Here is a 26,413-nt window from a genome sequence, read left to right as displayed (position 1 = left end):
TGACCCATACGGCGCGGCACGGTTCCTTCCGCATGCGCTGATCGGGGTATCCCGACCCATCGCGCCCCCGATCCTGACCTCCGCCCGGGCGGTTCGGTCATTCGAACCGACTGACATCGATCACAAGTGCCTGAGAGCTGTGGCCGAGCCATCCACCAGGCAGTACCCACAAACGCACCAGGAGAAATCTCCATGAGGAAGCAGTTCGCCGTCTATGCCGCAACTGTCGCTGTAGCGGCGGGAGCCCTCACCGCATCCCCCTCTGTATCCGCTGCCACCTGGCACGCACCGACACAGCAGCCGGTCGTCACCCACGTGAACACGGTGTCCGCGTTCGACTACGCCTCCGGTGACGCGCCCGAGAACATCACGGCCAACCCGGACAACACCGTGACGCTCTCCATGCTGGGACTCGTGGCGAACCAGGCGCCCACGCTCGTGAAGCTCACGCCGTCCGGCCACCGCACAACCCTAGCTACCGGTGTTGCCGGCGACCGCATCACCGGCAACACGCGCGGCAGCGACGGCACCGTCTACTACAACGTGCAGTCGGAGAACGCCTCCCGCTCCGGCGTGTGGAAGCTGCCTGTGGGCGGCAGCCCCCGGCGGCTGGCCTCGCTGCCCACCGACGGGCTCCCCAACGGCCTGGCCCTGGACGCGGCCGGACGGACCCTGTATGCCGCCGACAGCCTCAACAAGACCATCTGGGCCGTGCCCGCCTCCGGCGGCCGGGCGACCGCATGGCTGACGGACCCGGCTCTCGACTCCGACGCAGACGCCGCCCTCAAGCTGGGCGTGAACGGTGTCCGCTTCCACAAGGGCGCCGTCTGGGTCACCAACTTCAACAAGGCCACGCTGTTGAGGATCCCGGTCACCGCCGACGGCACCCCCGGCCGCATCCACACCGTGACCCGCGCGCTCGCCAACGCCGACGACTTCAGCTTCCTCAACGAGCACTCCGACGTCGTACTCGCCGCACAGAACGACCCGGCGGACAAGATCACTGTCGTCTACCCGAACGGCACCACCAAGACCGTGCTGACCGTCTCGAACGGACTCGCCTCGCCCACCTCCACAGCGGTGAGCGGAAACCGGCTGTATGTCACCAACGCCGGCCTCACCGCACCCCACGACCCGAAGCTCCAGCGTGGAACCATCAACCTCGCCCAGCTGCTCGCCCACCCGGTCCCGACGCGCCATTGAACCGTCGGCCATCGGGCGGCCCCGATTCCAGGAACCGGAGGCGGGCCCTGGCGAGATCTCCGTCAATCAGATGCCTTGTCAACTCTCATTTTCAGCGGCGTCCCTCAGGGAACGGGACAGGGAACGGGGGGATCGGGGGTGACCATCGGCTTCCTGGGCGCGGCGGCGGGTTTGGGGCACCGCCGACGGCAGAGTGGCCCCCGGTCATTCGCGCGGCCGGCAGCGAGCCGGGCCGACGTTCAGGGGCTGACGTTCAGGGATCGGGCGCCCCGCGGTCTCATGGCGGGGGAGCGTGACGCCGCACGTCCTCGGCGTTCAGAGCCCGAGCCCCTGCACCATCTCGTCGACGACCACCCGGCAGCGGGGCAACGGCCGCCGCCCCGCGCTCCGTACCGGTGCCGTGTCCTCCCCGTCAGGCCGGCCGACTCGGTCCGGTGCGCCGGACCGGTCCGCCGCGTCCGGCGGCGCGGCCACCGGGATCTCCCGCAGCCACTCGTGGACGACCCGCACCGGAACAGCGTGGCGGCGCGCGCCCTCCGTCGCCGTGATCCTTCCGGAGAGGATGTCCGCGAGGGTGCGGATCCGCTCGGTCGGGGAGATGTCCGAGGCTTTCGTGGAGGCGTTCAAGAGCCGGTCCTTTCCGTGGACGTTCACCGGTGTCGTGGTCGAGCCGTCGGAACTCGGTACGTGGTGCGCGGTACTCGGAGCGGGGTCGTCAGCAGCTTCGGACCGTGCGCGGGATCGGCCCTGGCCAGGACATGGCCCACGACCGTCCGGAGGGTGAAGAACCCAGGTCGCGCCCCCGCCGTCCGCCCCCGGGCACCTCACCCTCCCGACCGAGTACCGGGGTGGCCCCTGGTCAGTCCTCCCGCACACGGCCCCGCCCCGGCGGCAACTCGAACGCCCCGCCCCGCATGCCCCGCACCCCCGGCCCCCCGAAACTGACCCCATGCCAGGACAGCCCAGCCGCATCGAGGACTACGCCCTCATCGGCGACCTCCTCACCGCCGCCCTCGTGGGCCGGGACGGCAGCATCGACTGGCTCTGCCTCCCCCGCTTCGACTCGCCCGCCTGTTTCGCCGCCCTGCTCGGCGACGAGGACAACGGCCGCTGGCGCATCGCCCCCGCCGACGAGAACGGCCCGTACGCCCGCCGCCGCTACCGCGACGACACGGCGATCCTGGAGACGGAGTGGGAGACGACCACGGGCCAGGTCCTGGTCACCGACTTCATGCCGTGCCGCAAGACCGGCGCCCCCAGCGTCGTCCGTATCGTCGAAGGCCTCTCCGGCACCGTCGACATGCGGATGGACCTGCGGCTCCGCTTCGACTACGGCCGTGTCCTGCCCTGGATGCGGCGGCGCGGCGGCGCGCTGACGGGAACCGCCGGGCCCGAGTCGGTATGGCTGCGCACCCCCGTGCGGCCGGTCGCCCACGGCACGGCCCACACCGCCGTGTTCCCGGTCCGGGCGGGCGAACAGATCCCCTTCGTGCTGACCTGGCACCCCTCCCACCTGGCCGCACCGCGCCAGGTGGACGCCTTCGAGGCACTGCGCAGCACCGAGTCGTACTGGCGCCGCTGGCTGCGCCGACTCACCTACGACGGGCCCTACCGCGACGCCGTCGCCCGCTCCCTGATCACGCTCAAGGCGCTGACGTACCAGCCGACCGGCGGCATCGTCGCCGCCCCGACCACCTCCTTGCCGGAGGAGATCGGCGGCGTCCGGAACTGGGACTACCGGTTCTGCTGGCTGCGGGACGCCGGCATGACGCTGGAGGCCCTGCTGCGCAGCGGGTTCAAGGCCGAGGCGGACGCCTGGCGGGGCTGGCTGGAGCGGGCGGTGGCGGGGCGGCCCGAGGACGTGCAGATCATGTACGGCATCGCGGGGGAGCGGCGGCTCACCGAGTGGGAGGCCGACTGGCTGCCGGGCTACGAGGGGTCGCGTCCGGTGCGGATCGGCAACGCGGCCGCCTCGCAGCGGCAGCTCGACGTGCCCGGTGAGGTGATGGACACCATCCATCTGGCGATCGGCTGCGGACTGCGCCCCCGCAGGCATCTGGTCTCCCTCCAGGCGGTGTTCCTGGACCACCTGGAGCGTGCCTGGTCCGAGCCCGACCAGGGGCTCTGGGAGATGCGCGGCGCCCCCCGCCACTACACGCACTCCAAGGTGATGTGCTGGGTCGCCTTCGACCGGGCGGTGCGGCTGGCGGAGGCGCACTCCCGTCCCGGCCCGGTTCAGCGCTGGCGCGAGATCCGTGACCGTATCCACCGCGAGATCTGCGAGCGGGCCTACGACCCGGAACGCAACACCTTCACCCAGTCGTACGGCTCCCGGGAGCTGGACGCCGCGCTGTTGCAGATCCCGCAGACCGGTTTCCTGCCGCCGGACGACCCACGGGTGATCGGCACCGTCGAGGCCGTGCAGCGCGAACTCCTCTCCGACGGACTGGTGGCCCGCTACTCGGCGGGCGCCGCCGACTCTCCGGACGGCCTCACCGGCGGCGAGGGGGCCTTCCTCGCCTGCTCCTTCTGGCTCGCGGACGCCCTGCTGGTGATCGGCCGCGAGGACGAGGCCCGCGCGCTGTACGAACGGCTGCTGGAACTGCGCAACGACGTCGGCCTGCTCGCCGAGGAGTACGACCCCCGCGCCCGTCGCCAACTGGGCAACTTTCCGCAGGCGTTCACCCATGTGCCGCTGATCCGGGTCGCCTACGAGCTCGACCTGCACGCCCCGCACGCCCGCCGTGAGGACCCGAGGAAGCCCCAGGACGTCCACCCCTCGGACGACGTGTCCGATTCCTGGACGGCCTCTTGACGCGGGACGTGGGCGGCTCGACACTCCAGGTGGGGTATTTCCTAGTGAACAGGTAGGGAATGATGGGGTGTACGGAGCCGGTGGTCACTCGTGTGCCGCGCACGCGCCGACAGTCCCTTCTGCTGACCTCCCGCCGCCACATCGATCTGCTGCGCGTCTGCAGCGCCGGAAGCCCCGCCGGCTGACCGGCTCCGAGCCGAGCCGGGCCGAGTCGAGCCGGGCCGAGCCGGCCCGAGCCGATCCCCGGCCGGGCCGAGCCGTCGGCGTGGCGCGCCGCGGCGCCCGCGCGCCCGTGTACCCGCGTCACCACCGTTCCCGCGCACCCGCGCACCGTCGCATCTCGCGCCACCACGCCACCGCGTCACCGCGCGTCAGAACCCCGGGGAGACACATGTCCGCCATGCCCGTCCACGCCCTGAACGCCGTTCCGTCGCCACGGCCGCTGCCCTCCTTCCGTGGCCGGATCGGCTGCGACGCGCGCAGCGGCCACTACGCCGTGCCCCGCCGCTACCGGCTCCATCTGTCGCTCTCCTGTCCGGGCGCCCTGCGCATCGCCGTCGTCCACAGCCTCCTCGGGCTGTCGGACGTCTGTCCCGTGACGCTCCTGCCCGCCGTGCCCGACGGCCCGAACGGCGAACACTCCGCGCTGCGCCCGCTGTACGAGGCGAGCGCCCACCGCTACCCCGGGGCGGCCGTGGCGCCGGTGCTCAGCGACGACTGGTCCGGCCGCATCGTCAGCACCCACGCCCCCGACATCATGCGCGACCTCGCCCGCCGCTTCGGCGCCGATCGGCACACGCTGTACCCGGAGGGCGCCGAGGTCGAGATCGAGGGGGTCGCGCGCCTCTGCGAACAGGGCATGGACGGCGCGGCCCAGCGCGCCGGACGGGCCGACGCCGACGACCGGGAACGCCGCGACGCACTCGCCTCCCTGCTGCGCACCCTGCGCTCCCTGGACGCCCGGCTCGCCGGGCAGGAGTACGTCCTCGGCGATCGACTCACCGTCGCGGACGTCGAGTTGTGGGTCTCCCTGGTGCGGCTCGACACCGTGCACCGCTGGCACCTGGACGCCTCCGCCGTGCACCGTGTCGCCGATCACCCGCACCTGTGGGCGTACGCCCGCCGCCTGACCGCCCATCCCGCCTTCGGCCTCCACCTCGACCTCGACGGCATCGCCCGCCGTCACCACGCCCACTGCCGGGGCCTGGAGGCCGCCGGTGCGGCCGTGCAGATCCTGGACTGGGCCTCCCACGTCCCGGACCAGGGCGTATCGACAGACGGACAGGCGTCCCATGTGCTGGACTGACGTTGACAGGGGCCTGCCGAGCCTGAGTTACTTACGCCCACCCGATGAGCACGAGGCCCGCAGGGCCGGAAGACGATGGTGACGGACATGGACGCGACCCCGAGGCACGCCGCATGGCGCCGCCACGGCCGCGTGCCGCTCTGCGCCGACCGCGCCGTCGATCTGCTCCGGGTCAACAGCGCACTGTGTAGCGCACGTTAGCGCGCGGCCGGGCCCTCGCCCGGTGCCGCGCTCCCGTCGAGGCTGACGGTTCTCCGAACCCCTGAGGCACCGCACCAGCGGTCCGCCTCTTCCCGCCAGCCCCGGTGCCGTGCGCATCCGTGTGTCTTCGGTGCCCGCGGGCGACGAGATGTCGCCGCCGGCCCCCGTCCGACGAGTGTCGCCCGCCGTGCTCCCCACGGCGAGCGTCGCCCCGCTCGCCGTACGGCCGAAGTCGCCTGCGTCGCCTGGGGTCTCGACACTCCTCCGGAGCCCTTGATGAGTGAACCCCCAGGCGCCGCCGTGTCCCTGACCGAGGCACCGCCGCCCGCCGACGACACCCCGTCGCAGCGGCTCACCGCCCAGCGGGTGCTGCCGCTGCGCCGCCCCGGCCGCTGGATCGCCACCGCGATCGTGCTGGTCCTCGCGGCCCAGTTCGTCCACGGACTGATCTCCAACCCCTTCTACCAGTGGGACCGCTTCGCCTACTGGTTCCTGCGGCCGACCATCCTCGACGGACTGCTCATCACCCTCGAAGTCACCGCCTACAGCGCGGTGTTGGGCCTCATCGGCGGCATCCTCCTCGCCCTGGCCCGGCTCTCGGACAGCCCCGTCCTGCGCTCGGTGAGCTGGGTGTACATCTGGGCCCTGCGCTCGATCCCGCTGATCGTGGTCCTGCTGTTCCTCTACAACTTCAGCGCCCTCTACCAGACGCTCAGCCTGGGCGTCCCCTTCGGCCCGGCGTTCTTCACCTTCGACGAGTCGCGCATCGCCACCGACATGGCCGTCGCCGTGATCGGTCTCAGCCTCAACGAGGCCGCCTACGCCGCCGAGGTCGTCCGCGGCGGCATCCTCTCCGTCGACCAGGGCCAGCACGAGGCGGCCTCCGCGCTCGGGCTGCCCAAGCGCTACCAGTTCCGCAGGATCGTCTTCCCGCAGGCGCTGCGCTCGATCACCCCGAACTACGTCAACCAGCTGATCGGCCTGATCAAGAGCACCTCGCTGGTCTTCTACGTCTCCCTGCTCGACCTCTTCGGCACCGCCCAGGCCATGGGCTCCACCTACCCCGGCGACATCGTGCCGCTGCTGCTGGTCTCCACCGTCTGGTACCTGATCCTCACCAGCGTCGTCTCCGTCGTCCAGTTCTACGTCGAGCGGTACTACGCCCGGGGCGCCACCCGCACCCTGCCGCCGACGCCGCTCCAGCGACTGCGGGGCGGGATCGCCGACCTGCTGACCCGCATCCGCAAGGAGGCCGCCGTATGACCACCGTGACGCCAGCTCAGGAGGCCGCCACCGTCGAGGTGCACGACGTGCACAAGTGGTACGGCACGCACCGCGTGCTGAACGGTGTCGACCTGACCGTACGGCCCGGCGAGGTCACCGTGATCCTCGGCCCGTCCGGCTCCGGCAAGTCCACACTGCTCAGGGTCATCAACCATCTGGAGAAGCCCGAGATCGGCCATGTCAGCGTCAACGGCGAGCTGATCGGCGTTCGCAGGCACGGCGACCGGCTGAAGGAACTGAACGAGCGGACGATCCTCACCCAGCGCTCCCGGATCGGCTTCGTCTTCCAGAACTTCAACCTCTTCCCGCATCTGACCGTGCTGGAGAACGTGGCGGCGGCGCCGGTGGCCACCGGGAAACTCGGCAGGACCGGGGCCGACGCGCTCGCCCGTGAACTCCTGGACCGGGTAGGCCTGGCCGACAAGGCGGACGCCTATCCACGGCAGTTGTCGGGCGGACAGCAGCAGCGCGTGGCCATCGCCCGCGCCCTCGCCCTGCGCCCCGGCGTCATCCTCTTCGACGAGCCGACCTCCGCCCTCGACCCCGAACTCGTCGGCGAGGTCCTGGAAGTCATCAAGGACCTGGCGAGGAGCGGCACCACGCTGGTGATCGTCACCCACGAGATCGGCTTCGCCCGGGAGATCGCCGACCGGGTCGTCTTCATCGACGGCGGCCGGATCGTCGAACAGGGCCCGCCGGCCGAGATCCTGGACAGGCCGCGGCACGAGCGGACCAAGGACTTCCTCAGCAGGGTCCTCTGACGCGGGGTCCTCCGACCCCGCGCGACCCTCACCCCACCGTGCCTCCCTCCTCCGCGCCTCCCCCTCCGCACTTCCCCCCACACCGCCCGCACCATCCACTCGAACGACAAGGACAGACAGCCATGCCCACGCACACCCGGTTCTCCCGGCGCAGCCTGCTGCGCGGCATCACCGCGGCGACCGCCGCCGCCACCCTCGCCACCGGGCTCACCGCCTGCGGGGGCGACACCGAGGCCGCCACGAGGACCGACGCCGCCGGCACGGTCACCGTGGGACAACTGGCCAACGGCGCTGCCAAGGAGACCCAGATCAAGGTCTCCGAGGTGAAATCCATCAGCGCCGAGCTGCCCGCCGCGATCAAGAAGAGAGGCACGCTGGTGATCGGCTCGGGCACGCTGCCCTCGGGCAGTCCGCCGCTCGGCTTCATCGGCAGTGACCAGAAGACCGTGACCGGCTCCGAGCCCGACCTCGCCCGGCTCGTGGCCGCCGTGCTCGGTCTCGAACCAGAGATACGCCAGTCGACCTGGGAGAACCTCTTCATCGGGATCGACAGCGGCAAGGTCGACGTCGGCTTCTCCAACATCACCGACACCGAGGAGCGCAAGCAGAAGTACGAGTTCGCCTCCTACCGCAAGGACGACCTGGCCTTCGAGACGAAGAAGGACAACGCCTGGAACTTCGACGGGAACCACGAGAACCTCGCCGGCAAGACGGTCTCCGTCGGCAACGGCACCAACCAGGAGAAGATCCTCCTGGAGTGGAAGGCGAAGCTGGCGAAGGAGGGCAAGAAGCCCCTCACCGTCAAGTACTTCCAGGAGAGCAACAGCATCTACCTGGCGCTGAGCAGCGGCAAGATCGACGCCTACTTCGGCCCCAGCCCCAACCTCGCCTACCACGCGGCCAAGACCGCCGGCACTCCCCAGGCGACCCGCATCGCGGGCCAGTTCTCCGGGGCCGGTGAGACCCTCCAGGGCCTGATCGCCGCGACCGCGAAGAAGGACAGCGGTCTCGCCGAGCCGATCGCCGAGGCCATCAACCACCTGATCGACAACGGCCAGTACGCCGAGTGGCTGAAGGCCTGGAACCTCTCCAACGAGTCCGTGGAGAAGTCCGAGGTCAACCCGCCCGGCCTGCCGCTCACCAACTCCTGACCGTCCGTCACCCCGCTTACAGGACGAGCCCGTTGACCGAGGAGAGGACTCCGCCCCCGTGGCCCATCAGACCGACCTCCACGGGGGCGGAGCCCCGCTCGCAGGGGACACATCGGTCCTCGACAACGCCGTCTGGACCTCCCTCGATGGCCCGCACGCCTCCTTCGCCGAACGGGTCGGCGCCGCCGCCCGCTACCCGGCCGACGTCTACGCCTTCGCCGCCCTCGCCGATCCGGAGGACCCCGCGGCCTGGGCCGACCTGCACACACTCGTCGGCCCGGGGGCCGTCGTCCGGGTAAAACCGGTCGGCGCGGTCCCGGACGGCTGGGAGGTGCTCGGCGGTGGACAGGGTGTCCAGCTGGTGGACACCGCCCTGCGGGCCGAACCCGCGCCCGAGGCCGTACGGCTCGGACTCGACGACGTCCCCGAGATCCTGGACCTGGTCGCCCGCACCGGACCCGGCCCCTTCCTGAAACGGACCGTCGACATGGGCACCTATCTCGGTGTCCGGGACGGCGGCCGGCTGGTCGCCATGGCCGGTGAAAGGCTCCACCCGCCCGGCTGGACCGAGATCAGCGCCGTCTGCACCGACCCGGAGTACCGCGGCCGGGGCCTCGCCACGCGGCTGGTCCGCGCCGTCGCCGCCGGCATCCGCGCACGCGGCGACACCCCTTTCCTGCACGCCTCCGCGGACAACCTCCCGGCGATCCGGCTCTACGAGTCCATCGGCTTCACCCTGCGCCGCAGCTCCACCATCCGCACGGTCCGGAGCCCCGGAACACCTCCCGCGAGGACCGTATGAACTTCCTAGGAAGGCACCCACCCGTGTCCCCAGCAACCCCCACCCCCTCCTCCCCGTCCTTCTCCTCCACCGCGCCCTCCTCCGAACTGCACCTCGCGGTCGCCCTCGACGGCACCGGATGGCACCCCGCCTCCTGGCGCGAGCCGACGGCCCGGCCCCGTGCGGTGTTCACCGCCGGGTACTGGGCCGACCTCGTCGCCGAGGCCGAGCGCGGACTGCTCGACTTCGTGACCCTGGAGGACGGTCTCGGCCCCCAGTCCTCGCACTTCCTCGACCCCGACGAACGCACCGACCAGGTCCGCGGCCGCCTGGACGCCGTCCTGATCGCGGCCCGGATCGCCCCGCTCACCCGGCACATAGGCATCGTGCCGACCGTCGTGGCCACCCACACCGAGCCCTTCCACATCTCCAAGGCGATCGCCACCCTCGACCACGTCAGCTCCGGCCGCGCCGGTCTCCGGGTGCAGATCACCGCCCGGCCGAACGAGGCGGCCCACTTCGGCCGCCGGACCCTTCCGCGCATCGAGGCCTACGACAGCCCGGACGCCCGGGAGACGGTGAACGAACTGTTCGACGAGGCCGCCGACCACGTCGAGGTCGTGCGCCGCCTCTGGGACAGCTGGGAGGACGACGCCGAGATCCGGGACGTGGCCACCGGCCGGTTCATCGACACCGACAAGCTGCACTACATCGACTTCGAGGGCCGCCACTTCAGCGTCAAGGGCCCCTCCATCACCCCCCGCCCGCCGCAGGGCCAGCCCGTCGTGACCGCGCTCGCCCACGACACCGTCCCCTACCGACTGGTGGCCCGCCAGGCCGACGTCGGCTACGTCACCGCGCACGACACCGGCCAGGCCCGCACGATCGTCGCCGAGATCCGCGCGGAACAGAGCTCCGCCGGGCGCGCCGAGGAGCGACTGCACATCTTCGGCGACCTGGTGGTCTTCCTCGACGACGACCCGGCCGAGGCGGCGGCCCGCCGGGAGCGCCTCGACGCCCTCGCCGGCGAGAAGTACCGCAGCGACGCACCGATCTTCACCGGCACACCGATCCAACTGGCCGACCGTCTGCAGGAGTTGGCGAGCGCCGGGCTGTCCGGCTTCCGGCTGCGCCCCGCCGTCCTCGGCCACGACCTCCCCGCGATCACCCGAGGTCTGGTCCCCGAACTCCAGCGCCGGGCCGCCTTCCGACGCGGCTACGAGGCCGACACCCTGCGGGGCCTGCTGGGCCTGGCCCGCCCCGCCAATCGCTACGCCGCCACGACGGCCTGAGCCGGACGGGAGACACCCACCCCATGAGCAAGCCCCTGAAGTCCACGGACTCCACGAAGCCGCTGAAGCAGATCCACCTGGCCGCCCACTTCCCCGGCGTCAACAACACCACCGTGTGGAGCGACCCCGAGGCCGGCAGCCACATCGATTTCAGCTCCTTCGCGCACTTCGCCCGCACCGCCGAACGCGCCAAGTTCGACTTCCTGTTCCTCGCGGAGGGCCTGCGGCTGCGCGAACAGGGCGGAAAGATCTATGACCTGGACGTCGTCGGCCGCCCCGACACCTTCACCGTCCTCGCCGCGCTCGCCGCCGTCACCGAACACCTCGGGCTGACCGGCACCATCAACTCCACCTTCAACGAGCCGTACGAGGTGGCCCGCCAGTTCGCGAGCCTCGACCACCTCTCCGACGGGCGCGCCGCGTGGAACGTCGTCACCTCCTGGGACGCCTTCACCGGTGAGAACTTCCGCCGGGGCGGATTCCTGCCGCAGGAGGAGCGGTACTCCCGGGCCAAGGAGTTCCTGGCCACGGCGACCGAACTCTTCGACTCCTGGGACGGGGACGAGATCGTCGCCGACCAGGAGTCGGGCGTCTTCCTGCGGGACGCGAAGGCCGGCGCGTTCGTCCACTCCGGCCGGCACTTCGACATCGAGGGCCGGTTCAACGTCCCGCGCTCACCGCAGGGCAGGCCCGTGATCTTCCAGGCGGGAGACTCCGAGGAGGGCCGCGAGTTCGCCGCGTCGAGCGCCGACGCCATCTTCAGCCGGTACGCGAGCCTGGACGCCGGGCGGGCCTTCTACACCGACGTCAAGAACCGCCTCGCCCGCCACGGCCGCCGCCCCGACCAACTGCTGATCCTGCCCGCGGCCACCTTCGTGCTGGGCGACACCGACGCCGAGGCCGCCGAACTCGCCAGGGAGGTACGGCGTCTCCAGGTCAGCGGCGCCACCGCCATCAAGCATCTGGAGTTCGTCTGGAACCGGGACCTGTCCTCCTACGACCCCGACGGCCCGCTCCCCGACATCGATCCGGACACCGGCGACACGCACATCTCCAAGGGCCGCGCCCAGGTGCGCATGTACCGGGACCCGTTGGCGACCGCCCGGGAGTGGCGGGAGCTGGCCGCCGCCAACGGCTGGTCCATCCGTGACCTCGTCATCGAGACCGGCAACCGCCAGAGCTTCGTCGGTTCGCCGGAGACCGTCGCGCGGACCATCAACGACTACGTCCAGTCCGACGCCGCCGACGGCTTCATCCTCGTCCCCCACATCACCCCGACCGGCCTCGACCCCTTCGCCGACAAGGTCGTCCCCCTCCTCCAGGAGCAGGGCGTCTTCCGCACGGACTACGAGGGCACCACCCTCCGCGACCACCTGGGCCTGGACCGGCAACCGCACCCACTGCCCTAGGGCGTGTTGCGAAAGTCCCGCCTGCCTCGCGACGCCATGCACGCACTCTCGCCGCGCCGGGCGAAAGCCCAAGTACATCCAGTACGAGGGCTTCCGCCCGGCACGCCGAGAGCACGCACCTGACGCCGCGAGGCCCGCCCTTCGGGCGAACGACGGGACTTTCGCAACACGCCCTAGGGCCCACCGCTGCCCGACGCCCGCCCGCCCCTGCATCCCCTCCCTCTCGTCGGCTCCGGGCAGCCGTACGGCAGGGGCGGCGCGGGTGGGCGCGGGCGGCGCACCGTCACCGGGACGACGGCCGCGAGCCGGCCGCCGGTGTCCGGTTCGCGTCCAGGGGCGCTTGACACCCGCCCCGCGCGGTCGTTCACTCCGCAGTGATGGGAGTGGTCGCCGTGGCGATCCGCACCTCTTCGCCCGACGCGAGGCCCAGGCGCACCTCGACACCCGTCCGGACGGGAGCACATGATGGCCGACGGTCTGGAGAACCTCGACGACCCGGATGATCCGGACGACGCGGAGGACCCCGACGATCTGGATGATCCCGACGACCCGAGGATCACGACGGGCACCCCGGCGCACCTCGACGGCGACCTCGACGAGGTGGACGCCGGCCGACTCCTCGCGCTGTACGAGCGGATGGCCCTCATCCGCCGCACCGAGCAGGCCGCCCACGCCCTGTCCCTCGCCGGGCCGGTCAAGGGCGCCACCCACCTCGCCGCCGGGCACGAGGCCGTGGCCGTCGGCGCGAGCGCCGCCCTGCGCCCCGACGACTACGTCTTCGCCACCTACCGGGGCCACCACCACGCCCTCGCCCGGGGCGCGACCCCCGAGGAGTGCCTCGCCGAACTCATGGGCAGGGCCACCGGGTTGTGCCGGGGCAAGGGCGGATCGACGCACCTCACCAAGGCCTCGGTCGGCATGCTCGGCTCGTACGCCGTCGTCGGCGCCCACCTCCCCATGGCCGTCGGCGCCGCCTGGTCCGCCCGGCTGCGCGGCACCGACCGGATCGCGGTGGCCTTCTTCGGCGACGGCGCCACCAACGTCGGTGCCTTCCACGAGGCGCTCAACCTGGCGGCCGTGTGGAGACTGCCGGTGCTGTTCGTCTGCGAGAACAACCTGTACATGGAGTACACGCCCACCGCCGACGTCACCGCTGTGCCCCGGCCCGCCGCCGACCGGGCACCGGCGTACGGCCTCGACGGCGAGGTCGTCGACGGCAACGACGTGGTGCTGGTGCGGCGGGCGGTGGCCAGACTCGCGGACCGGGCCCGGGCGGGGGAGGGGCCCGGACTGCTGGAGGCGCGGACGTACCGGCACTACGGGCACAGCAGGGCCGACCCCGGCACGTACCGCCCGGCCGACGAGGTCGCCCACTGGCTGAGGCACGACCCGCTCGACCTGGCCCGGGCCCGGCTCGCCGCCCTCGGCGAGTCCACCCTCGACGTCGACGCGCGCGTCGAGCGGACGGTCGCCCGGGCCGTCGAGGCGGCCGAGCGGGCACCCGGGCCCGACCCCGCCGAGGCGCTCACCGACGTATGGGCCGACGGAGGTGCCGCATGGCGGACATGATCACCTATCGCGAGGCGGTCGCGGAGGGGCTGGCCCGGGAGATGCGGCGCGATCCGACCGTGGTCTGCCTCGGTCGGGACATCGCCGAGGCCCAGGGAGTGTTCAGGACGACCGCCGGACTGCTCAAGGAGTTCGGGCCGCAACGGGTGTGGGACACGCCGATCTCCGAACAGGCCGTCCTGGGCGCGGCGATGGGTGCCGCGATGACCGGGACCCGCCCGGTCGTCGAGATCATGTTCTCCGACTTCCTGGCCTGTTGCTGGGACTACCTCGCCAACGAGATCCCCAAGGCACGCTATGTGACGGGCGGTCAGGTCACCGTGCCGCTCGTGGTGCGCACCGCCAACGGCGGCGGCCTCGGCCTCGGCGCCCAGCACTCCCAAGCCACCGAGAACTGGGCGCTGACCGTCCCCGGCCTGAAGATCGCCGCACCGTCGACACCCGCCGACGTCGTCGGCATGCTGGCGGCCGCCGTCCGCAGCGACGACCCGGTGGTCTTCTTCGAGCACAAGGCCCTCCACGCCACGCAAGGCCCGCCGGCGCCGCCGGACCATCTCGTCGAACTGGGGCGCGCCCGCGTCGTCCGGCCGGGCCGGGACATCACCGTCGTCGCGCTCGCCGCCATGGTCCCCGTCGCGCTCGAAGCCGCCCGGCTGCTGGCGGAGGAGGGCGTCGACGCCGAGGTCGTCGACCTGCGCACCCTGGTCCCCCTCGACGCGGCCACCGTCCTCGGCTCGCTGGCGCGCACCTCGCGCCTGGTGACCGTCGAGGAGAACCCGTACCAGGGCGGCTGGGGCGGCACACTCGTCTCGATCGTCGCCGACGAGGGCTTCGGCCTGCTCGACGCGCCCGTACGGCGGGTGGCGGGGGAGTGCGTGCCGCTGCCGTGCGCCGACACCCTGGAGCAGCGGGTCGTCCCCACCGTCGGCCGGGTCATGGGGACGGTCCGTGACCTCACCGCATACTGACACTCCGTCAGCTTTCAAACGGAACCACCTCTGGGAGGAACGGCGATGACCACACGGATGCTCCTGCGCTCGGGCCATCTCGTCACCATGGATCCGGCCCTCGGTGACCTGCCCCGGGGCGACATCCTCATCGAGGACGGCACGATCACGGCGGTCGAGCCGGAGATCGACGCGGACGTGGACGCCGAGGTGCTCGACATGACCGGCCGTATCCTCATCCCCGGCTTCGTCGACACCCACCGCCACACCTGGGAGGCGCCGATCCGCGGCTGCGCCCCCGACGCCACCCTCGACGACTACTTCGTCGACGTCCTCGACACCTTCGCTCCCGTCTACACGCCCGAGGACGTGTACGCGGGCAACCTGGCCGGCACCCTGGAGTGCCTCAACGCGGGCATCACCACCCTCGTCGACTGGTCCCACATCAACAACACGCCCGAGCACCCGGACGCCGCGCTCCAGGCACTGCGGGAGACCGGCATCCGGGCCCAGTACGCCTACGGCAGCGCCAACACCTCCCTCGCCGACTACTGGTTCGACAGCAAGATCGCGGTGCCCGGCGACGACGTACGCCGGATCCGTGCCGAGCACTTCGCCTCCGACGGCGGCCTCCTCACCATGGCCCTGGCCACCCGGGGCCCCGGCTTCTGCACCGACGACGTGGTCAGGCAGGAGTGGGGACTCGCCCGCGAGCTGGACGTCCCGATCACCGTCCACGTCGCCATGGGACGTCTGGCCGGACGCTTCGGCATGGTCAGGCGCCTGCACCAGATGGACCTGCTCGGCCCCGACACGACCTACGTCCACTGCTGCTACCTCGGCGAGGACGAGTGGCGGATGGTCGCCGACAGCGGCGGCACGGTCTCCATCGCCGCCCAGGTCGAGACCCAGATGGGCCACGGCTGGCCGCCGGTGATGCAGGCGATCGAACACGGACTGCGGCCGTCCCTGAGCATCGATGTCGTCACCACCGTCCCCGGTGACATGTTCACCCAGATCCGCGCCGCCTTCGGCGCCGAGCGCGCCCGGGTCAACGCCGATTGCTGGCAGGCCAACCTGCCGGTCCCCGCCACCATGTTGACGGCGCGTCAGATGCTGGAGATCGCCACTCTCAACGGCGCCCACGTGGCGGGCCTGGAGGACCGTACCGGCTCGCTCACCCCCGGCAAGCGCGCCGATGTCGTCGCCCTCGACGCCACCGCCCTCAACATGGCGCCCGTGCACGACGCGACCGCCGCCGTGACGCTCGGCGCGGACGTCTCCAACGTGGACACGGTCATCGTCGACGGCGTGGTCCACAAGCGCGACGGCAGGCTCCTCGCCGACGTCGACCGGGCCCGCCGCCTGGTCGAGGAGTCCCGCGACCGGCTGCTGTCGGCCGTGGCGGCCGGGAAGCGCGACACCTGACGCACCACCGCGCGACACGCCGGAGAGCCGGGCCCCCGACCGCCGTACGCGGTCGGGGGCCCGGCTCTCCACGGTCATCGGCGAGGCTGACGGGGGTGGCCGGTGTGGCCGGCCCCGGCGCCGTCGGCGTCGCGGGCCGTGCCGCCGTCAGTCCTCGCGCGGCCAGTTCTCGGCCTCGAACATCCAGCGCTGCTTCTCCAACTCGTAGGTCAGCGAGATCAGCAGGTCCTGGGTGACCTTGTCGGCCTCCTCGGTCGCCTCGATCCGCTCCCGCAGCCGCCCGATCGCGGCCTCCAGCGTCTCCACCAGCAGCCGCACCACCTCGGTGTCCCGCTGCCAGCCCTCCTTCGGCCCCTGGAGGTCGAACCGGGCCGCCACGGTCTCCGGCCGGCCGTCCGGGGGAACCCCGATCGCGGCCGCGCGCTCGGCGACCTGGTCGGCGTAGGACCGCGCCGTGGACACCACCTCGTCGAGCTGGAGGTGGATCGAACGGAACCTCGGTCCCACGATGTTCCAGTGGGCCTGCTTCCCGATCAGCGAGAGCCCCAGCAGATCCACCAGGCTCTCCTGCAGCGCGTCGCCCGCGATCCGGCGGGCGGGTTCGGGAAGCGTGCTCCTCACCATCGTCATCTACGCGTCACTCCTCATCGCTTCGTACCGGCGAGCGCCTCGTGCCGAGCGGCGTCGGCGCTGCCGGTTCTGCGGAGCAGGTCGGTGCGTTCCTCCTCGCCCATACCGCCCCACACGCCGGCCGTCTGCCCGTTGCCGAGCGCCCACATGAGGCACTCGCGGCGCACCGGGCAGCGGCCGCAGACACGTTTGGCGGCGGCGACGTCGTTCAGCGCCGGTCCTGTGGTGCCCACGGGGAAGAACAGTTCGGGGTCCTCTCCCACGCAGGCCGCTCTCCGCAACCACTCCATGCGAGGCCGGGTGCCCAGCGCGGACGACGGAAAACGCGGGCTCAGCGACCCAGTACGCAGTCCACGAACTCCTTGACGTCCGCGAGCACTTCGCTCCGGTTCGTCTCGTTGAACACCTCGTGCCGGGCGCCCGGGTAGACGCGCTCGGTCCACTCGGTGCCCCGGAGATCCTCGATCCCCGTACGGCTGCCGGACAGCGGCACGATCCGGTCGTCGTCGCCGTGCAGCCACAGCAGCGGGAGCGGGCCGATGGACCCGCCCTTCGAGATCGCCTCCAGAGCGCGGTCGATGGCCTCCAGCGTCGGCCGCTTGAACGGGCCGTGCCACACCAGCGGATCGTTCGCGTACAGGGCGCCGACCGCCATGTCCCGCGAGAGCAGCTTCGGGTCGAGCGGCACCTCGGGCACCTCCGGCGGCGCGAGCAGCGCCCGCAGCGGTTCCCAGATCCCGATCAGCGGCCCCGACAGCACGACCGCCGCGAGCCCGGCACCGTACCGCTGGGCGTACCGCGCGCCGATCAGACCGCCCAGGGAGTGACCGATCAGCACCACCGGCAGCCCCGGGTACGCGGCCCGCGCCAGCACCTCCACGGAGTGCACGTCGGTGACCACTGCCTCGAAGTCCTCGATCAGCACCCGCTCGCCCGCCGACCTGCCGTGCCCCATGTGATCGGGCCCGAACACCGCCGCGCCGTGCCGCACCAGGGCGTCGGCCACATGCTCGTACCGGCCGATGTGCTCCCCGTAACCGTGCACCAGGAGCACGACGTACCGCGCTCCCTCGCACGGCCATTCCCGCGCGGTGACACCGCCCCGCGTACCGGCGAAGCTGTGCTCGCGCGAGTCGGCCATGACTCCTCCAACTACGTCGGTGAAGGTACCCGGGGGATCTTGCCAGCCCGTCGGACGATGGTCCATGGGCCGTCCGGGGCCAAAGCGCCGACCGGCCGGCGGCGCGTGTCCGGGCACCGAACGCCCGGGCCCGGAACGCCTGGGAACGGCGCGCGCCGGCGGGATCAACTGGCGAGACGCTCCTGTCGTGGGCCGATAGGTGCGCATAGCATCGGACCCCGCATGAACACGATGACTCTCTGGCACCTGTCCACGGCCGAGTTCGCGGCCCTCGCCTTCGCGGCCCTGCTCGTCGGCTTCTCCAAGACCGCCGTGAGCGGTGCCAACACGGTCAGCCTCGCGATCTTCGCCGCCGTCCTGCCCGCCCGCGCCTCGACCGGCGTCCTCCTGCCGATCCTCATCGTCGGCGACGTCCTCGCGGTGCTCACCTACCGCAGGCACGCCCACTGGCCCACCCTGTGGAAGCTCTTCCCGGCGGTCGGCGCGGGAGTCGTCCTCGGCACGCTGTTCCTGGTCTGGGCCGACGACAGGATCGTCCGCACCTCCATCGGCGCGATCCTGCTGCTGATGACGGCCGTCACGATCTGGCGGCGCCGCACGGTCGACAAGGACGACGAACCCGACGCCATCACCACCCGCGCCGGCCGCGCGAAGGCCCGCTCGTACGGCGTCCTCGGCGGCTTCACCACCATGGTCGCCAACGCCGGCGGCCCCGTGATGTCCATGTACCTGCTCTCGGCGGGCTTCCGGAAGCTCGGCTTCCTCGGCACGTCGGCGTTCTTCTTCCTCATCGTCAACGTCTCCAAGGTCCCGTTCAGCGTGGGCCTCGGCCTCATCGACGCGCACTCGCTGCTGCTGGACGCGGCGCTCGCCCTGTTCGTCGTACCGGGCGCGTTCCTCGGCAAGTGGGCGGTGAACCGCATCAACCAGAAACTCTTCGAGCGGCTGGTGATCGCGGCGACGATCGTGGGCGGTCTGCAACTCCTGCTCCGCTGAGCCCCCGCCCCGCAGGTCTTTCCAGGCCCGCAGGGGCCTGATCTCTCAGGGGCGCGGGGAGTCGCCGCGCAACCGTGGCGCCCACGCCCCCGCGTCGACCGCCTGCCCTCCCTGCTCCACCACGTCGGCCAAGCGCCGGGCCCACGCTCCCACTCCGGTCAGATCGACGCCGTAGGGTCGCGGTCGGCCGCTCCCGGCGCCCCACTCCTCGACGGCCCCGGCGCCCCGGCGCAACAACCTGGCCCCGCCCGTGACGTTGCCGCGCGCCGCGTGCGTGAGCCCCACCGCGAGCTGGGCGAGGCCGCGCCACAGCGCGCGCTCCTCGTCGGGCCCGGACTTCCAGGCATCCTCGAAGACCTCGTGCGCATGGAACGGCTTCCCCGAGTCCAGCAGCGCCTGCGCCTCGACGACCGTCTCCTCGGGGTCGCGCACCACCCCCTCGGGCTGCCGCTCCACCCCCGGCGCCCCGTACGGCAACGGGCGTCCCAGCCCGTCCCGGGGCCGCGCGCTCCGCGCCCGCCCCTCCTCGTCCCGGTCCCGCTCCGGCGCCGTCCCGTCCTCCGCTGTCCCGCTCATGCCTCGATTGTCCCTCCAGCTCACCGGCTGCCGGGCAGCGGCCGACGTACGGTAAAGTTCTCAGTGCGCGATCACGCGGTTTCCCCGCGGACAGCGCATCGGGACGTGGCGCAGCTTGGTAGCGCACTTGACTGGGGGTCAAGGGGTCGCAGGTTCAAATCCTGTCGTCCCGACTTGAAAGAGTCGCAGCTCAAGGGGCTGTTTCGGACAAACTCCGGAACGGCCCCTTCAGCATTCTCGGGTTCGCCCCGCGGCAACCGTCTCCACCCGGCCGTCCGTCACACGACGATCTTGAAAATCCCGCTCTCGTCTCCACGGACACCCTTGCGAATCGACCCTCTAGGATGTCGGCCGCACGTCACGTCACACGCGGATGACGTCCGGTCCGTCCGGCGGTGCCCGGGTAGCGGTGTCCACGGGGGAGATTTTCGATGTTCGGAATCATCAGACCATGCCGTCATCGCCTGGGCGAAAGCATGCGCACCGAGTGGATGGCGCACCTGTGTGGGCTGTGCCTGGCGCTGCGCGGAGAGTACGGACAGTTCGCGCGGGTCGCCACCAACTACGACGGCCTCATCGTCTCGGTGCTGACCGAGGCGCAGTCGGAGCGCACCGGTGACTGGCGGCGCGGCGCCGGTCCCTGCCCACTGCGCGGGATGCGGTCGGCGGACGTGGCGCAGGGCGAGGGCGCGCGGCTGGCGGCGACGGTGTCGTTGGTGCTGGCGGCCGCGAAGATACGTGACCATGTGGCCGACGGCGACGGCGTGTTGGGGCGCCGCCCGGTGACGTCGGCGGCCCGCCGCATCGCCCTCGGCTGGGACCGTGCGGGCGCCGCGGGCGGCGAACGGCTCGGCTTCGACACCGCCGTACTGCTCGGCGCGGTCGAGCGCCAGCCGGAGATCGAGCGGTCGACCGGCCCCGGCGGTTCGCTGCTGACCGTCACGGAGCCCACGGAGACGGCGACCGCCGCGGCCTTCGCGCACACCGCGGTGCTCGCCGACCGCCCGGGCAACGCCGAACCGCTGGCGGAGGCCGGCCGTCTGTTCGGTCGCCTGGCACACCTGCTGGACGCGGTGGAGGACCTCGACGCCGACGAGGCGTCCGGTGCGTGGAACCCGATCGCGGTGACCGGCGCGGACCGCGCCGAGGTGCGCCGACTCTGCGACGACGCCGTCCACGGGATCCGACTCGCCTTGGCCGACGCCGAGTTCGTCGACGGCCGGTTGGCCCAGGCGCTACTGGGCGGGGAGTTGGAGCGAGCCGTCGACCGTGTCTTCGACCCCCGGCACCGCCACCACCGGCACCGCCACCAGGCACGTGGCCCGCGCACGCTGCCCTGGCTGGGGCGCCGTACGACGACGGAGCCGGCCTCGGAAACCGCCACAGGCACGACCTGCGGCGTCGGGATGCTCACAGGCGCGGACCCGGAGAGCGCAGCGATGGCGTCGGGCCGGCCGCGGGAGGGGGAGTGCCGGCGCTGTGGCCGCCGAGCCCGGCTGTGCGGCCGGTGCGGGCTGTGCTCCAACTGCTGCACCTGCGACGAGGACGCCGGCCCGGATGACGGGGAGCCCTGGCAGTTCGGCGAGGGAAACCGCGGTGGCGACTCGGGCCGGAGCGGCTCCGGGAGTGACGGCTGGTTCGGCGGTTCGGGCAGCGGCAACTCTGGCGGATCCTCCGGTGGGTCCGGTGGGTCCGGTGGGTCCGGTGGGTCCGGTGGGTCCGGCGGTGGTTCGGGTGACGGCTGCGGTGGTGGTGGCTGCTGCAATCCGTGCAAGTGCTGCTGCGACTGCTGCGACTGAACTCACGACCCGGTACTCCCTCGCATCCCGCCCTCCTGCGAGAGACGGTCGTGTCAGCCGTGCCGATGGCGCATCTCGTGCAGATGGCGGCCCAGCAGCGGGCCGCCGAACACCACGAAGCCGACGCCGATGAGCCAGGACTGGATGATCAGAACGGTGCCGACCGCCCCGTAGGTGATCGCGTTGCTCACGATCAGTGGTGAGAACACCTGGTCCGAGAACCAGCGCAGGCCACCCAGGCCCGCCATCGTGGCCACCGCGCCCGGGAGCAGGGCGCCCCACGGCACCCGCTCGCCCAGCAGGAAGCGCTGGCCCCACCAGAAGAACAGCACTCCGAACAGCGAGACGAGCATGATCCGCACGGCCGACTGGGCCGGCCCGTCCCGCAGTACCGTCCCGCTCCGTGTCTCGGCCAACAGGTATCCCGTGAGCGCGGCGAGCCACACGACGCGGCGCCACACATGGTGCCAGGGACCGGCGGGCACCTCCCAGATCCTCTCGTAGCCGTTCTGCACGCTCGCGGCGAAGCTGACGCCGAACAGCGCGACGAGCAGCCCACTGAGGACGCTGGTCGCGCTCAGCACCCTGCGGGGTGTGGCGAACAGCTCGAGCACCGCGTCGGCCGGACGCCCGGACAAGCTCATCGCGTCGATCACCCACAGGGCGAAGCCCCGTTCCTGGAAGGGGAGCGCCGCCGCCACGACGATCAAGAGGGGGACCAGCGTCACGAGGCCGAACGCGGAGAACCCCATGGCCCGGTGCAGCAGTTCCAGCTCGTTGCCGTGCTGCCAGAGCCGTCCGAGGGCCGAGTCGTGCCACCGGGCCCGCAGTCGGCGATGGCGCGGCCGCCGCTCCCGCGCGGCGCCGGAACCGGAGGGGTCCGTCACGTGTGCCTCACTTCCCGGCGCTCCCGGAGGGACGGGACGGGGCCATGGCCCAGCGGATGGTCCGCGTCACGGCCTGGCCGGTGGGGCGTACGGCGAGGTTCTCGACGACCGGCACGCGGGGGAGCCACAGCATGCCGCGGGCCCAGGCGGGCAGCAGTGCGACGGCGTTCACGGCCAGGGCGCCGTAGAAGGGCCGTACCGCGAGGGGCAGAGGGGGCTGGAACAGCAGGAAGCGTGCGGCGGCCCTGGCCTCGGGCGTGGCCCGCAGCTCGGGCCGGTAGGCGACCAGGCGCTCGGACAGCTCGCGGCGGTCACGCGGCGGGTCGGTCACCCCCAGTGCCTCCGCGACGCGTCCGGTGTCGGCGACATAGGCGTCGTAGCCGTCGGCGTCCAGTGGGCGGGCTCCGTAGTGTTCGTGGGCGCGCAGGAAGCTGTCCGTCTCGGCCGCGTGCACCCAGCCGAGCAGATGCGGATCGGCCGCGTGGTACGACACCCCCTCGCCCGTCGTCCCCCGGATCCGCTCGTGGATGCCGCGGACGCGATCGACCGCGCGCTGGGCGTCCGTGGCGGTGCCGTAGGTGGTCATGGCCAGGAAAGTGCTGGTGCGCTGCAGGCGGCCCCACGGATCGCCCCGGTAGCCGGAGTGCCCGGCCACCGCCGCCATGGCGAGCGGGTGGAGGGACTGCAGCAGGAGCGCGCTCAACCCGCCGATGAACATCGAGGCGTCACCGTGCACCGTGCGGATCGGGCGGTCGGGCCCGAACCAGCGCGGTCCGGGGGTGTCGTGTATGCGGGCCCGTACCGCCGGCCCGTCGGGCCCGGCGACACGGCGGAACAGGGCCTGGCTCAGTTGGTCACGGACTACGGTCAGCACGCTCGGCCTCCCCTCTCCTTCTGTCCAGTGTCCGGCATAACCTCCCTAAAATGGGCATAGCTCCGTTTTCTGTCGATCTGCGGGCATGGGTCCGGTGGGGAGGCGGCTGCGGCGGTGGAAAAGGGGACGCGTGCCGGCGTCGGCGACGCGCCGTGCTGTTCGCGGGCGTCCGCAGCGCGGCACAGCATGGCCCACGGCCGGCGCAGGTGGCCGGACTCTCCCCACCGTCGTGCTGCGCGACTCCGGCCGTCGTCGCACCGGAGGTGGAGGTGAACGCAGAGAACGGTCGGACACGTCAGGAGCACGGGCTACTGTCGCGCGCATGGTCGAACACGATGATCTCCGTGCCACCCGCGAGGCCTACGAGGCCGCTGCCACCACCTACGCCCAGCTCTTCCACGACTCGCTGCGTGAACGGCCGCTGGACCGCGCGATGTTGAGCGCCTTCGCCGAGGTGGTCCGGGCGGCCGGGGGCGGCCGGGTCGCGGACCTCGGGTGCGGGCCCGGCCATGTCACCGCACATCTGCGGGAGTTGGGGCTGGAGGCGTTCGGAATCGACGTCTCTCCCGCGATGATCGAGCTGGCTCGGCGGGCCCATCCGGGGCTGCGTTTCGACGTGGGCTCGATGGCCGCGTCGGACCTCCCCGACGGCGAGCTGGACGGCGTCCTCGCGCGCTGGTCCGTCATCCACACCCCGCCCCGCGAACTCCCCGTCGTCCTGGCCGAGTTCCATCGGGTGCTCGCCCCCGGCGGCCATCTGCTGATCGGCTTCTCGGCCACCGACGGCCCCGGCCACCCGACGCAGGTCTTCGACCACGCCGTCGCGCCGGCCTACCGGTGGTCGCCCGATCACCTCGCCGCGATGCTCCGCGCGGTCGGGCTGGCCGAGACGGCCCGGCTGGTGCGCGAGCCGGAGCCCTCCGACCGGCGGCAGTTCCAGGAGGTCCACCTGCTCGCCCGCAAAGCCCCGACAGCGTCCGTCTGACGGGACGGCGGGCCTTCACAGGGGCCCGTGTTCGGCCGGATGCGGTCTGTGCGTGGCGGGGCGAACCGCAGTAGTTTGTGCGACCGTCGCGTCCTGGGGGGTCTCGTGAACGGTCGCCGTGCGGTCCTCGTCTCTCTTGTGATCACATGTGCCGCGGTGACACCACCGGCCGCCGCCGTGTCACCCGCCGTCGTGTCACCTGCCGTCGTGTCACCTGCCGTCGTGTCACCTGCCGTGGCCATGACGTCGGCCGCGACCGGGGGCACCACCGCGCCCGCGGCCAGGCCGAGTTGGTCGGCGCTGGCGGTCCCGGCGGCGGCCCCGCCGGTGACCGTGGCGGATCTCGCCGCCCGGGGGCCGCGCGAGGCATGGGCCACCGGTTCCGAGCACACCGCCGACGGGCCGCGGCCCACGTTGTACCGGTGGGACGGCACGGCATGGAGCCGTGACACCACCTTCCCCGGCGCCGACGCGCCGGGCCGGCTCGGCAAGGTGCGGTTCGTCGACGACGAGGTGTGGATCTTCCACGAACGCGACGGGGCGGGCGAGATCCTGCGCAGGTCGGCGGGCACGTGGAGCGCCGTACCGCTGCCGCAGGCACTCCGCGTCCACCAGGACTTCACCGCCGTACCGGGCGCGGCATGGGTGGTCGGTGAGGACGACACCGGACCGAAGGTGCTGCGCCACGACGGCTCCGGCTGGACCGCACAGCCCACCCCGGACGGCGTGCTGTACCTGATGGGCATCACCGCGCGGACCGCCGACGACGCCTGGGCCTGGGCGGACACCACCACCGGCACCGCCGTCCTGCACTGGGACGGCACGGCGTGGCGGGACGCACACGTGCCCCTGCCGCCGGACAGCAACGTGCACACCGTCCTGCTCGAACCCTCGGGGCGGGTCACCATCGGCGGCAGCCGGTACACCGACGGCGCCGCCGCCACCTACCTGATGACCTTCGACGGGCACACCTGGCGCACCACCCAGCCACCGCTGGGCGACACCTACACCGAGGGCATGGTCCGCGGCCCGGACGGCGCGCTGTGGCTGCCGGTGCGCAGCGACCGCGCGTTCCAGTCGAAGTACGCGCGGGTGCAGGGCCGGCGCACCACCTTCTCCTACGGCCCCGAGCGCACGAACGCGATCGACGTCAGACCACGCGCCCTGGCGAAGGCCGGACCCTCGCTGCTGGCGTTCGGGACCGTCGAGATCTACGGATACAAACCGAACCTCATGAGCGAGCGGCTGGGAGGCTGACCATGGCACGCCGACTACTCGTCACCGCGCTCGCCGCCACCCTGACCTTCCTGGCCCTCATGACCGCTGCCACGGCGGACACCCTGTCCTGGCGCCACGTGCCGGTCCCCGCCCAGGTACGCCCCCAGGCCGGGCTGAACGAGGCCGTGGCGCTCGGGCCGGACCGGGCGTGGGCGGTGGGCACCGACGCCGTCGGCCGCGAGGCGCCGGGCTTCCCGCTGGTCCTGCGCTGGGACGGAACCGCCTGGCAGCGCCACCCGCTGACCGGGATCGGCTGGCAGGGAGAGCTGCTGTCCGTCGCGGCGGCCTCACCGACCGAGGTCTGGGCGGTCGGCCGCGACGCGGCGGGCGGCGCCCGGCTGCTCCGCCACGACGGCACCGGCTGGCGTGAGAGCCGCCCACCGAGCGGTGTCGTGCTGACCAAGACAGTCGCCGGTGGCGGGGAGACCTGGCTGATCGGTTCCCGGGACGGCGCACAGGTCCTGCTGCGGTGGGACGGGCACGGCTGGCGCGACGTCCCGGTGCCGCCGGGGGAGGTGTACGGCCTGCACATCCTGGCGGCCGACGACGTCTGGGCCGCGGGCGCCACCGCCTCGGGCGCGGCCGTGGCGCACTGGGACGGACAGACCTGGCGGCAGACGATCGTGGACGGGTTCCCGCGCTCGGCCGTCGGCAGCGTGCTGGCGGTCTCGCCGACAGAGGTGTGGGCGGGCGGCACGGCCGGCTTCGTCGGCGGCCCGGTGGGCCGGCCGATCCCGCCGCTGCTGGTCCGCTTCGACGGGCAGACATGGAACCGGGTGACGGTCCCCACCGACTTCGGCGGGATCACGTCCCTGACCCCGACCGCGTCCGGCGCCCTGGGCTGGGTCGCGGTGTCCCGGTCCCAGAAGTGGGGCCCGCCGGGCAGCAACCCGCCGTTCGTCTCCGGGCCGGGCTTCCTCGCCTGGAACGGCCAGACCTTCACCGCGTACGACGAGCCGACGGTGGCCGGGGAGGGCGCCTCCTCGCTGCTGCGGCTGGCGCCGGTGCCGGGCACCGGGACGGTGTGGTCGGTCGGCCGCGCCGCCGGCCCCGAGGGCACGTTCGCACCGCGCGTCCTGCGCTTCGGCTGACGGCGCGGA

24 protein-coding genes and 1 tRNA gene are annotated in these 26,413 nt (G+C 72.3%); 18 read left to right on the top strand and 7 right to left on the bottom strand.

Features of this window, described 5'->3' with window-relative positions; translation table 11 throughout:
* Positions 1-192 precede the first annotated feature (192 nt).
* Entirely contained in the window at positions 193-1,203 is a 1,011-nt protein-coding gene (locus HW837_RS06240; RefSeq protein ID WP_193381396.1) for an SMP-30/gluconolactonase/LRE family protein, read from the top strand.
* Positions 1,204-1,518: 315 nt separating this feature from the next.
* Here the strand turns inward: HW837_RS06240 and HW837_RS06235 are convergent, their stop codons facing one another.
* The gene (locus HW837_RS06235; protein ID WP_045556932.1) at positions 1,519-1,830 is read right to left on the bottom strand and encodes a hypothetical protein; all 312 of its coding nucleotides are present in this window, start codon (positions 1,828-1,830) and stop codon (positions 1,519-1,521) included.
* 322 nt (positions 1,831-2,152) lie between these two features.
* On the opposite strand from HW837_RS06235, the gene HW837_RS06230 reads away from it, so the two are divergent.
* The 11 genes from HW837_RS06230 (at position 2,153) to HW837_RS06180 (ending at position 16,147) form a co-directional block, all read left to right on the top strand.
* On the top strand, positions 2,153-4,018 hold the full coding sequence (locus tag HW837_RS06230) for a glycoside hydrolase family 15 protein (protein WP_045556866.1): 1,866 nt from the start codon (positions 2,153-2,155) through the stop codon (positions 4,016-4,018).
* Between the two features lie 391 nt (positions 4,019-4,409).
* On the top strand, positions 4,410-5,324 hold the full coding sequence (locus HW837_RS06225) for a glutathione S-transferase C-terminal domain-containing protein (protein ID WP_193381397.1): 915 nt from the start codon (positions 4,410-4,412) through the stop codon (positions 5,322-5,324).
* Between the two features lie 477 nt (positions 5,325-5,801).
* Positions 5,802-6,788: an amino acid ABC transporter permease gene (locus HW837_RS06220; protein WP_193381398.1), complete on the top strand. Its 987-nt coding sequence runs from the start codon at positions 5,802-5,804 to the stop codon at positions 6,786-6,788.
* A complete protein-coding gene (locus HW837_RS06215; protein ID WP_045556869.1) occupies positions 6,785-7,570 on the top strand; it encodes an amino acid ABC transporter ATP-binding protein in 786 nt (261 codons plus the stop codon). Before HW837_RS06220 ends, HW837_RS06215 begins: the two co-directional genes overlap by 4 nt.
* Before the next feature lie 122 nt (positions 7,571-7,692).
* On the top strand, positions 7,693-8,721 hold the full coding sequence (locus HW837_RS06210; RefSeq protein ID WP_093788650.1) for an ABC transporter substrate-binding protein: 1,029 nt from the start codon (positions 7,693-7,695) through the stop codon (positions 8,719-8,721).
* Positions 8,722-8,779: 58 nt separating this feature from the next.
* The gene (locus HW837_RS06205) at positions 8,780-9,523 is read left to right on the top strand and encodes a GNAT family N-acetyltransferase (RefSeq protein ID WP_193381399.1); all 744 of its coding nucleotides are present in this window, start codon (positions 8,780-8,782) and stop codon (positions 9,521-9,523) included.
* A 23-nt stretch (positions 9,524-9,546) separates the two neighbouring features.
* Positions 9,547-10,794, top strand: coding sequence for an LLM class flavin-dependent oxidoreductase (locus HW837_RS06200; protein ID WP_313895612.1), 1,248 nt, complete (start codon positions 9,547-9,549; stop codon positions 10,792-10,794).
* Between the two features lie 23 nt (positions 10,795-10,817).
* On the top strand, positions 10,818-12,203 hold the full coding sequence (locus HW837_RS06195; RefSeq protein ID WP_093788644.1) for an NtaA/DmoA family FMN-dependent monooxygenase: 1,386 nt from the start codon (positions 10,818-10,820) through the stop codon (positions 12,201-12,203).
* A gap of 600 nt (positions 12,204-12,803) precedes the next feature.
* Positions 12,804-13,772 (top strand): thiamine pyrophosphate-dependent dehydrogenase E1 component subunit alpha, encoded by a 969-nt coding sequence (locus HW837_RS06190; protein WP_193381461.1) that lies wholly within the window; start codon positions 12,804-12,806, stop codon positions 13,770-13,772.
* Complete coding sequence (locus tag HW837_RS06185; RefSeq protein WP_045561654.1) at positions 13,760-14,740, top strand: alpha-ketoacid dehydrogenase subunit beta; 981 nt, start codon at positions 13,760-13,762, stop codon at positions 14,738-14,740. Before HW837_RS06190 ends, HW837_RS06185 begins: the two co-directional genes overlap by 13 nt.
* A gap of 45 nt (positions 14,741-14,785) precedes the next feature.
* On the top strand, positions 14,786-16,147 hold the full coding sequence (locus HW837_RS06180; RefSeq protein ID WP_093788642.1) for an amidohydrolase family protein: 1,362 nt from the start codon (positions 14,786-14,788) through the stop codon (positions 16,145-16,147).
* A 147-nt stretch (positions 16,148-16,294) separates the two neighbouring features.
* Here the strand turns inward: HW837_RS06180 and HW837_RS06175 are convergent, their stop codons facing one another.
* The 3 genes from HW837_RS06175 to HW837_RS06165 are packed head-to-tail and all read right to left on the bottom strand — an operon-like array spanning position 16,295 to position 17,918.
* Positions 16,295-16,777, bottom strand: a complete 483-nt coding sequence (locus HW837_RS06175; RefSeq protein WP_045561652.1) for a Dps family protein — start codon at positions 16,775-16,777, stop codon at positions 16,295-16,297.
* A 14-nt stretch (positions 16,778-16,791) separates the two neighbouring features.
* Positions 16,792-17,067 (bottom strand): WhiB family transcriptional regulator, encoded by a 276-nt coding sequence (locus HW837_RS06170; RefSeq protein ID WP_045561651.1) that lies wholly within the window; start codon positions 17,065-17,067, stop codon positions 16,792-16,794.
* Between the two features lie 41 nt (positions 17,068-17,108).
* Positions 17,109-17,918 (bottom strand): alpha/beta hydrolase, encoded by an 810-nt coding sequence (locus HW837_RS06165; protein WP_093788640.1) that lies wholly within the window; start codon positions 17,916-17,918, stop codon positions 17,109-17,111.
* 222 nt (positions 17,919-18,140) lie between these two features.
* On the opposite strand from HW837_RS06165, the gene HW837_RS06160 reads away from it, so the two are divergent.
* Positions 18,141-18,914 (top strand): sulfite exporter TauE/SafE family protein, encoded by a 774-nt coding sequence (locus HW837_RS06160; RefSeq protein ID WP_045561649.1) that lies wholly within the window; start codon positions 18,141-18,143, stop codon positions 18,912-18,914.
* 45 nt (positions 18,915-18,959) lie between these two features.
* Here HW837_RS06160 and HW837_RS06155 read toward each other — a convergent pair whose 3' ends face one another.
* On the bottom strand, positions 18,960-19,490 hold the full coding sequence (locus tag HW837_RS06155; RefSeq protein WP_093788638.1) for a DUF309 domain-containing protein: 531 nt from the start codon (positions 19,488-19,490) through the stop codon (positions 18,960-18,962).
* A 99-nt stretch (positions 19,491-19,589) separates the two neighbouring features.
* On the opposite strand from HW837_RS06155, the gene HW837_RS06150 reads away from it, so the two are divergent.
* Positions 19,590-19,663 (top strand) — tRNA-Pro (locus tag HW837_RS06150).
* Positions 19,664-19,921: 258 nt separating this feature from the next.
* Positions 19,922-21,289: a DUF5685 family protein gene (locus HW837_RS06145; protein WP_193381401.1), complete on the top strand. Its 1,368-nt coding sequence runs from the start codon at positions 19,922-19,924 to the stop codon at positions 21,287-21,289.
* 53 nt (positions 21,290-21,342) lie between these two features.
* Here HW837_RS06145 and HW837_RS06140 read toward each other — a convergent pair whose 3' ends face one another.
* On the bottom strand, positions 21,343-22,176 hold the full coding sequence (locus HW837_RS06140; protein WP_052683094.1) for a YhjD/YihY/BrkB family envelope integrity protein: 834 nt from the start codon (positions 22,174-22,176) through the stop codon (positions 21,343-21,345).
* A 7-nt stretch (positions 22,177-22,183) separates the two neighbouring features.
* Positions 22,184-23,050 carry an oxygenase MpaB family protein gene (locus HW837_RS06135; RefSeq protein ID WP_045561646.1) on the bottom strand — a complete coding sequence of 289 codons (867 nt, stop codon included), beginning with the start codon at positions 23,048-23,050 and terminating at the stop codon, positions 22,184-22,186.
* A gap of 322 nt (positions 23,051-23,372) precedes the next feature.
* Between HW837_RS06135 and HW837_RS06130 the strand changes: the two genes are divergently transcribed.
* The 3 genes from HW837_RS06130 (at position 23,373) to HW837_RS06120 (ending at position 26,404) form a co-directional block, all read left to right on the top strand.
* Entirely contained in the window at positions 23,373-24,035 is a 663-nt protein-coding gene (locus HW837_RS06130; protein ID WP_045561645.1) for a class I SAM-dependent methyltransferase, read from the top strand.
* A 240-nt stretch (positions 24,036-24,275) separates the two neighbouring features.
* The gene (locus HW837_RS06125) at positions 24,276-25,292 is read left to right on the top strand and encodes a hypothetical protein (RefSeq protein ID WP_237270065.1); all 1,017 of its coding nucleotides are present in this window, start codon (positions 24,276-24,278) and stop codon (positions 25,290-25,292) included.
* A 2-nt stretch (positions 25,293-25,294) separates the two neighbouring features.
* Positions 25,295-26,404 (top strand): hypothetical protein, encoded by a 1,110-nt coding sequence (locus HW837_RS06120; RefSeq protein WP_193381403.1) that lies wholly within the window; start codon positions 25,295-25,297, stop codon positions 26,402-26,404.
* Positions 26,405-26,413: the final 9 nt, after the last annotated feature.

It is taken from the genome of Streptomyces caniscabiei, from assembly GCF_014930365.1.
GTDB classification, from domain to species: Bacteria; Actinomycetota; Actinomycetes; order Streptomycetales; family Streptomycetaceae; genus Streptomyces; species Streptomyces caniscabiei.
The sequence above is the reverse complement of the archived record's forward strand: the minus strand, read 5'-3'. Positions and strand labels throughout refer to the sequence as shown.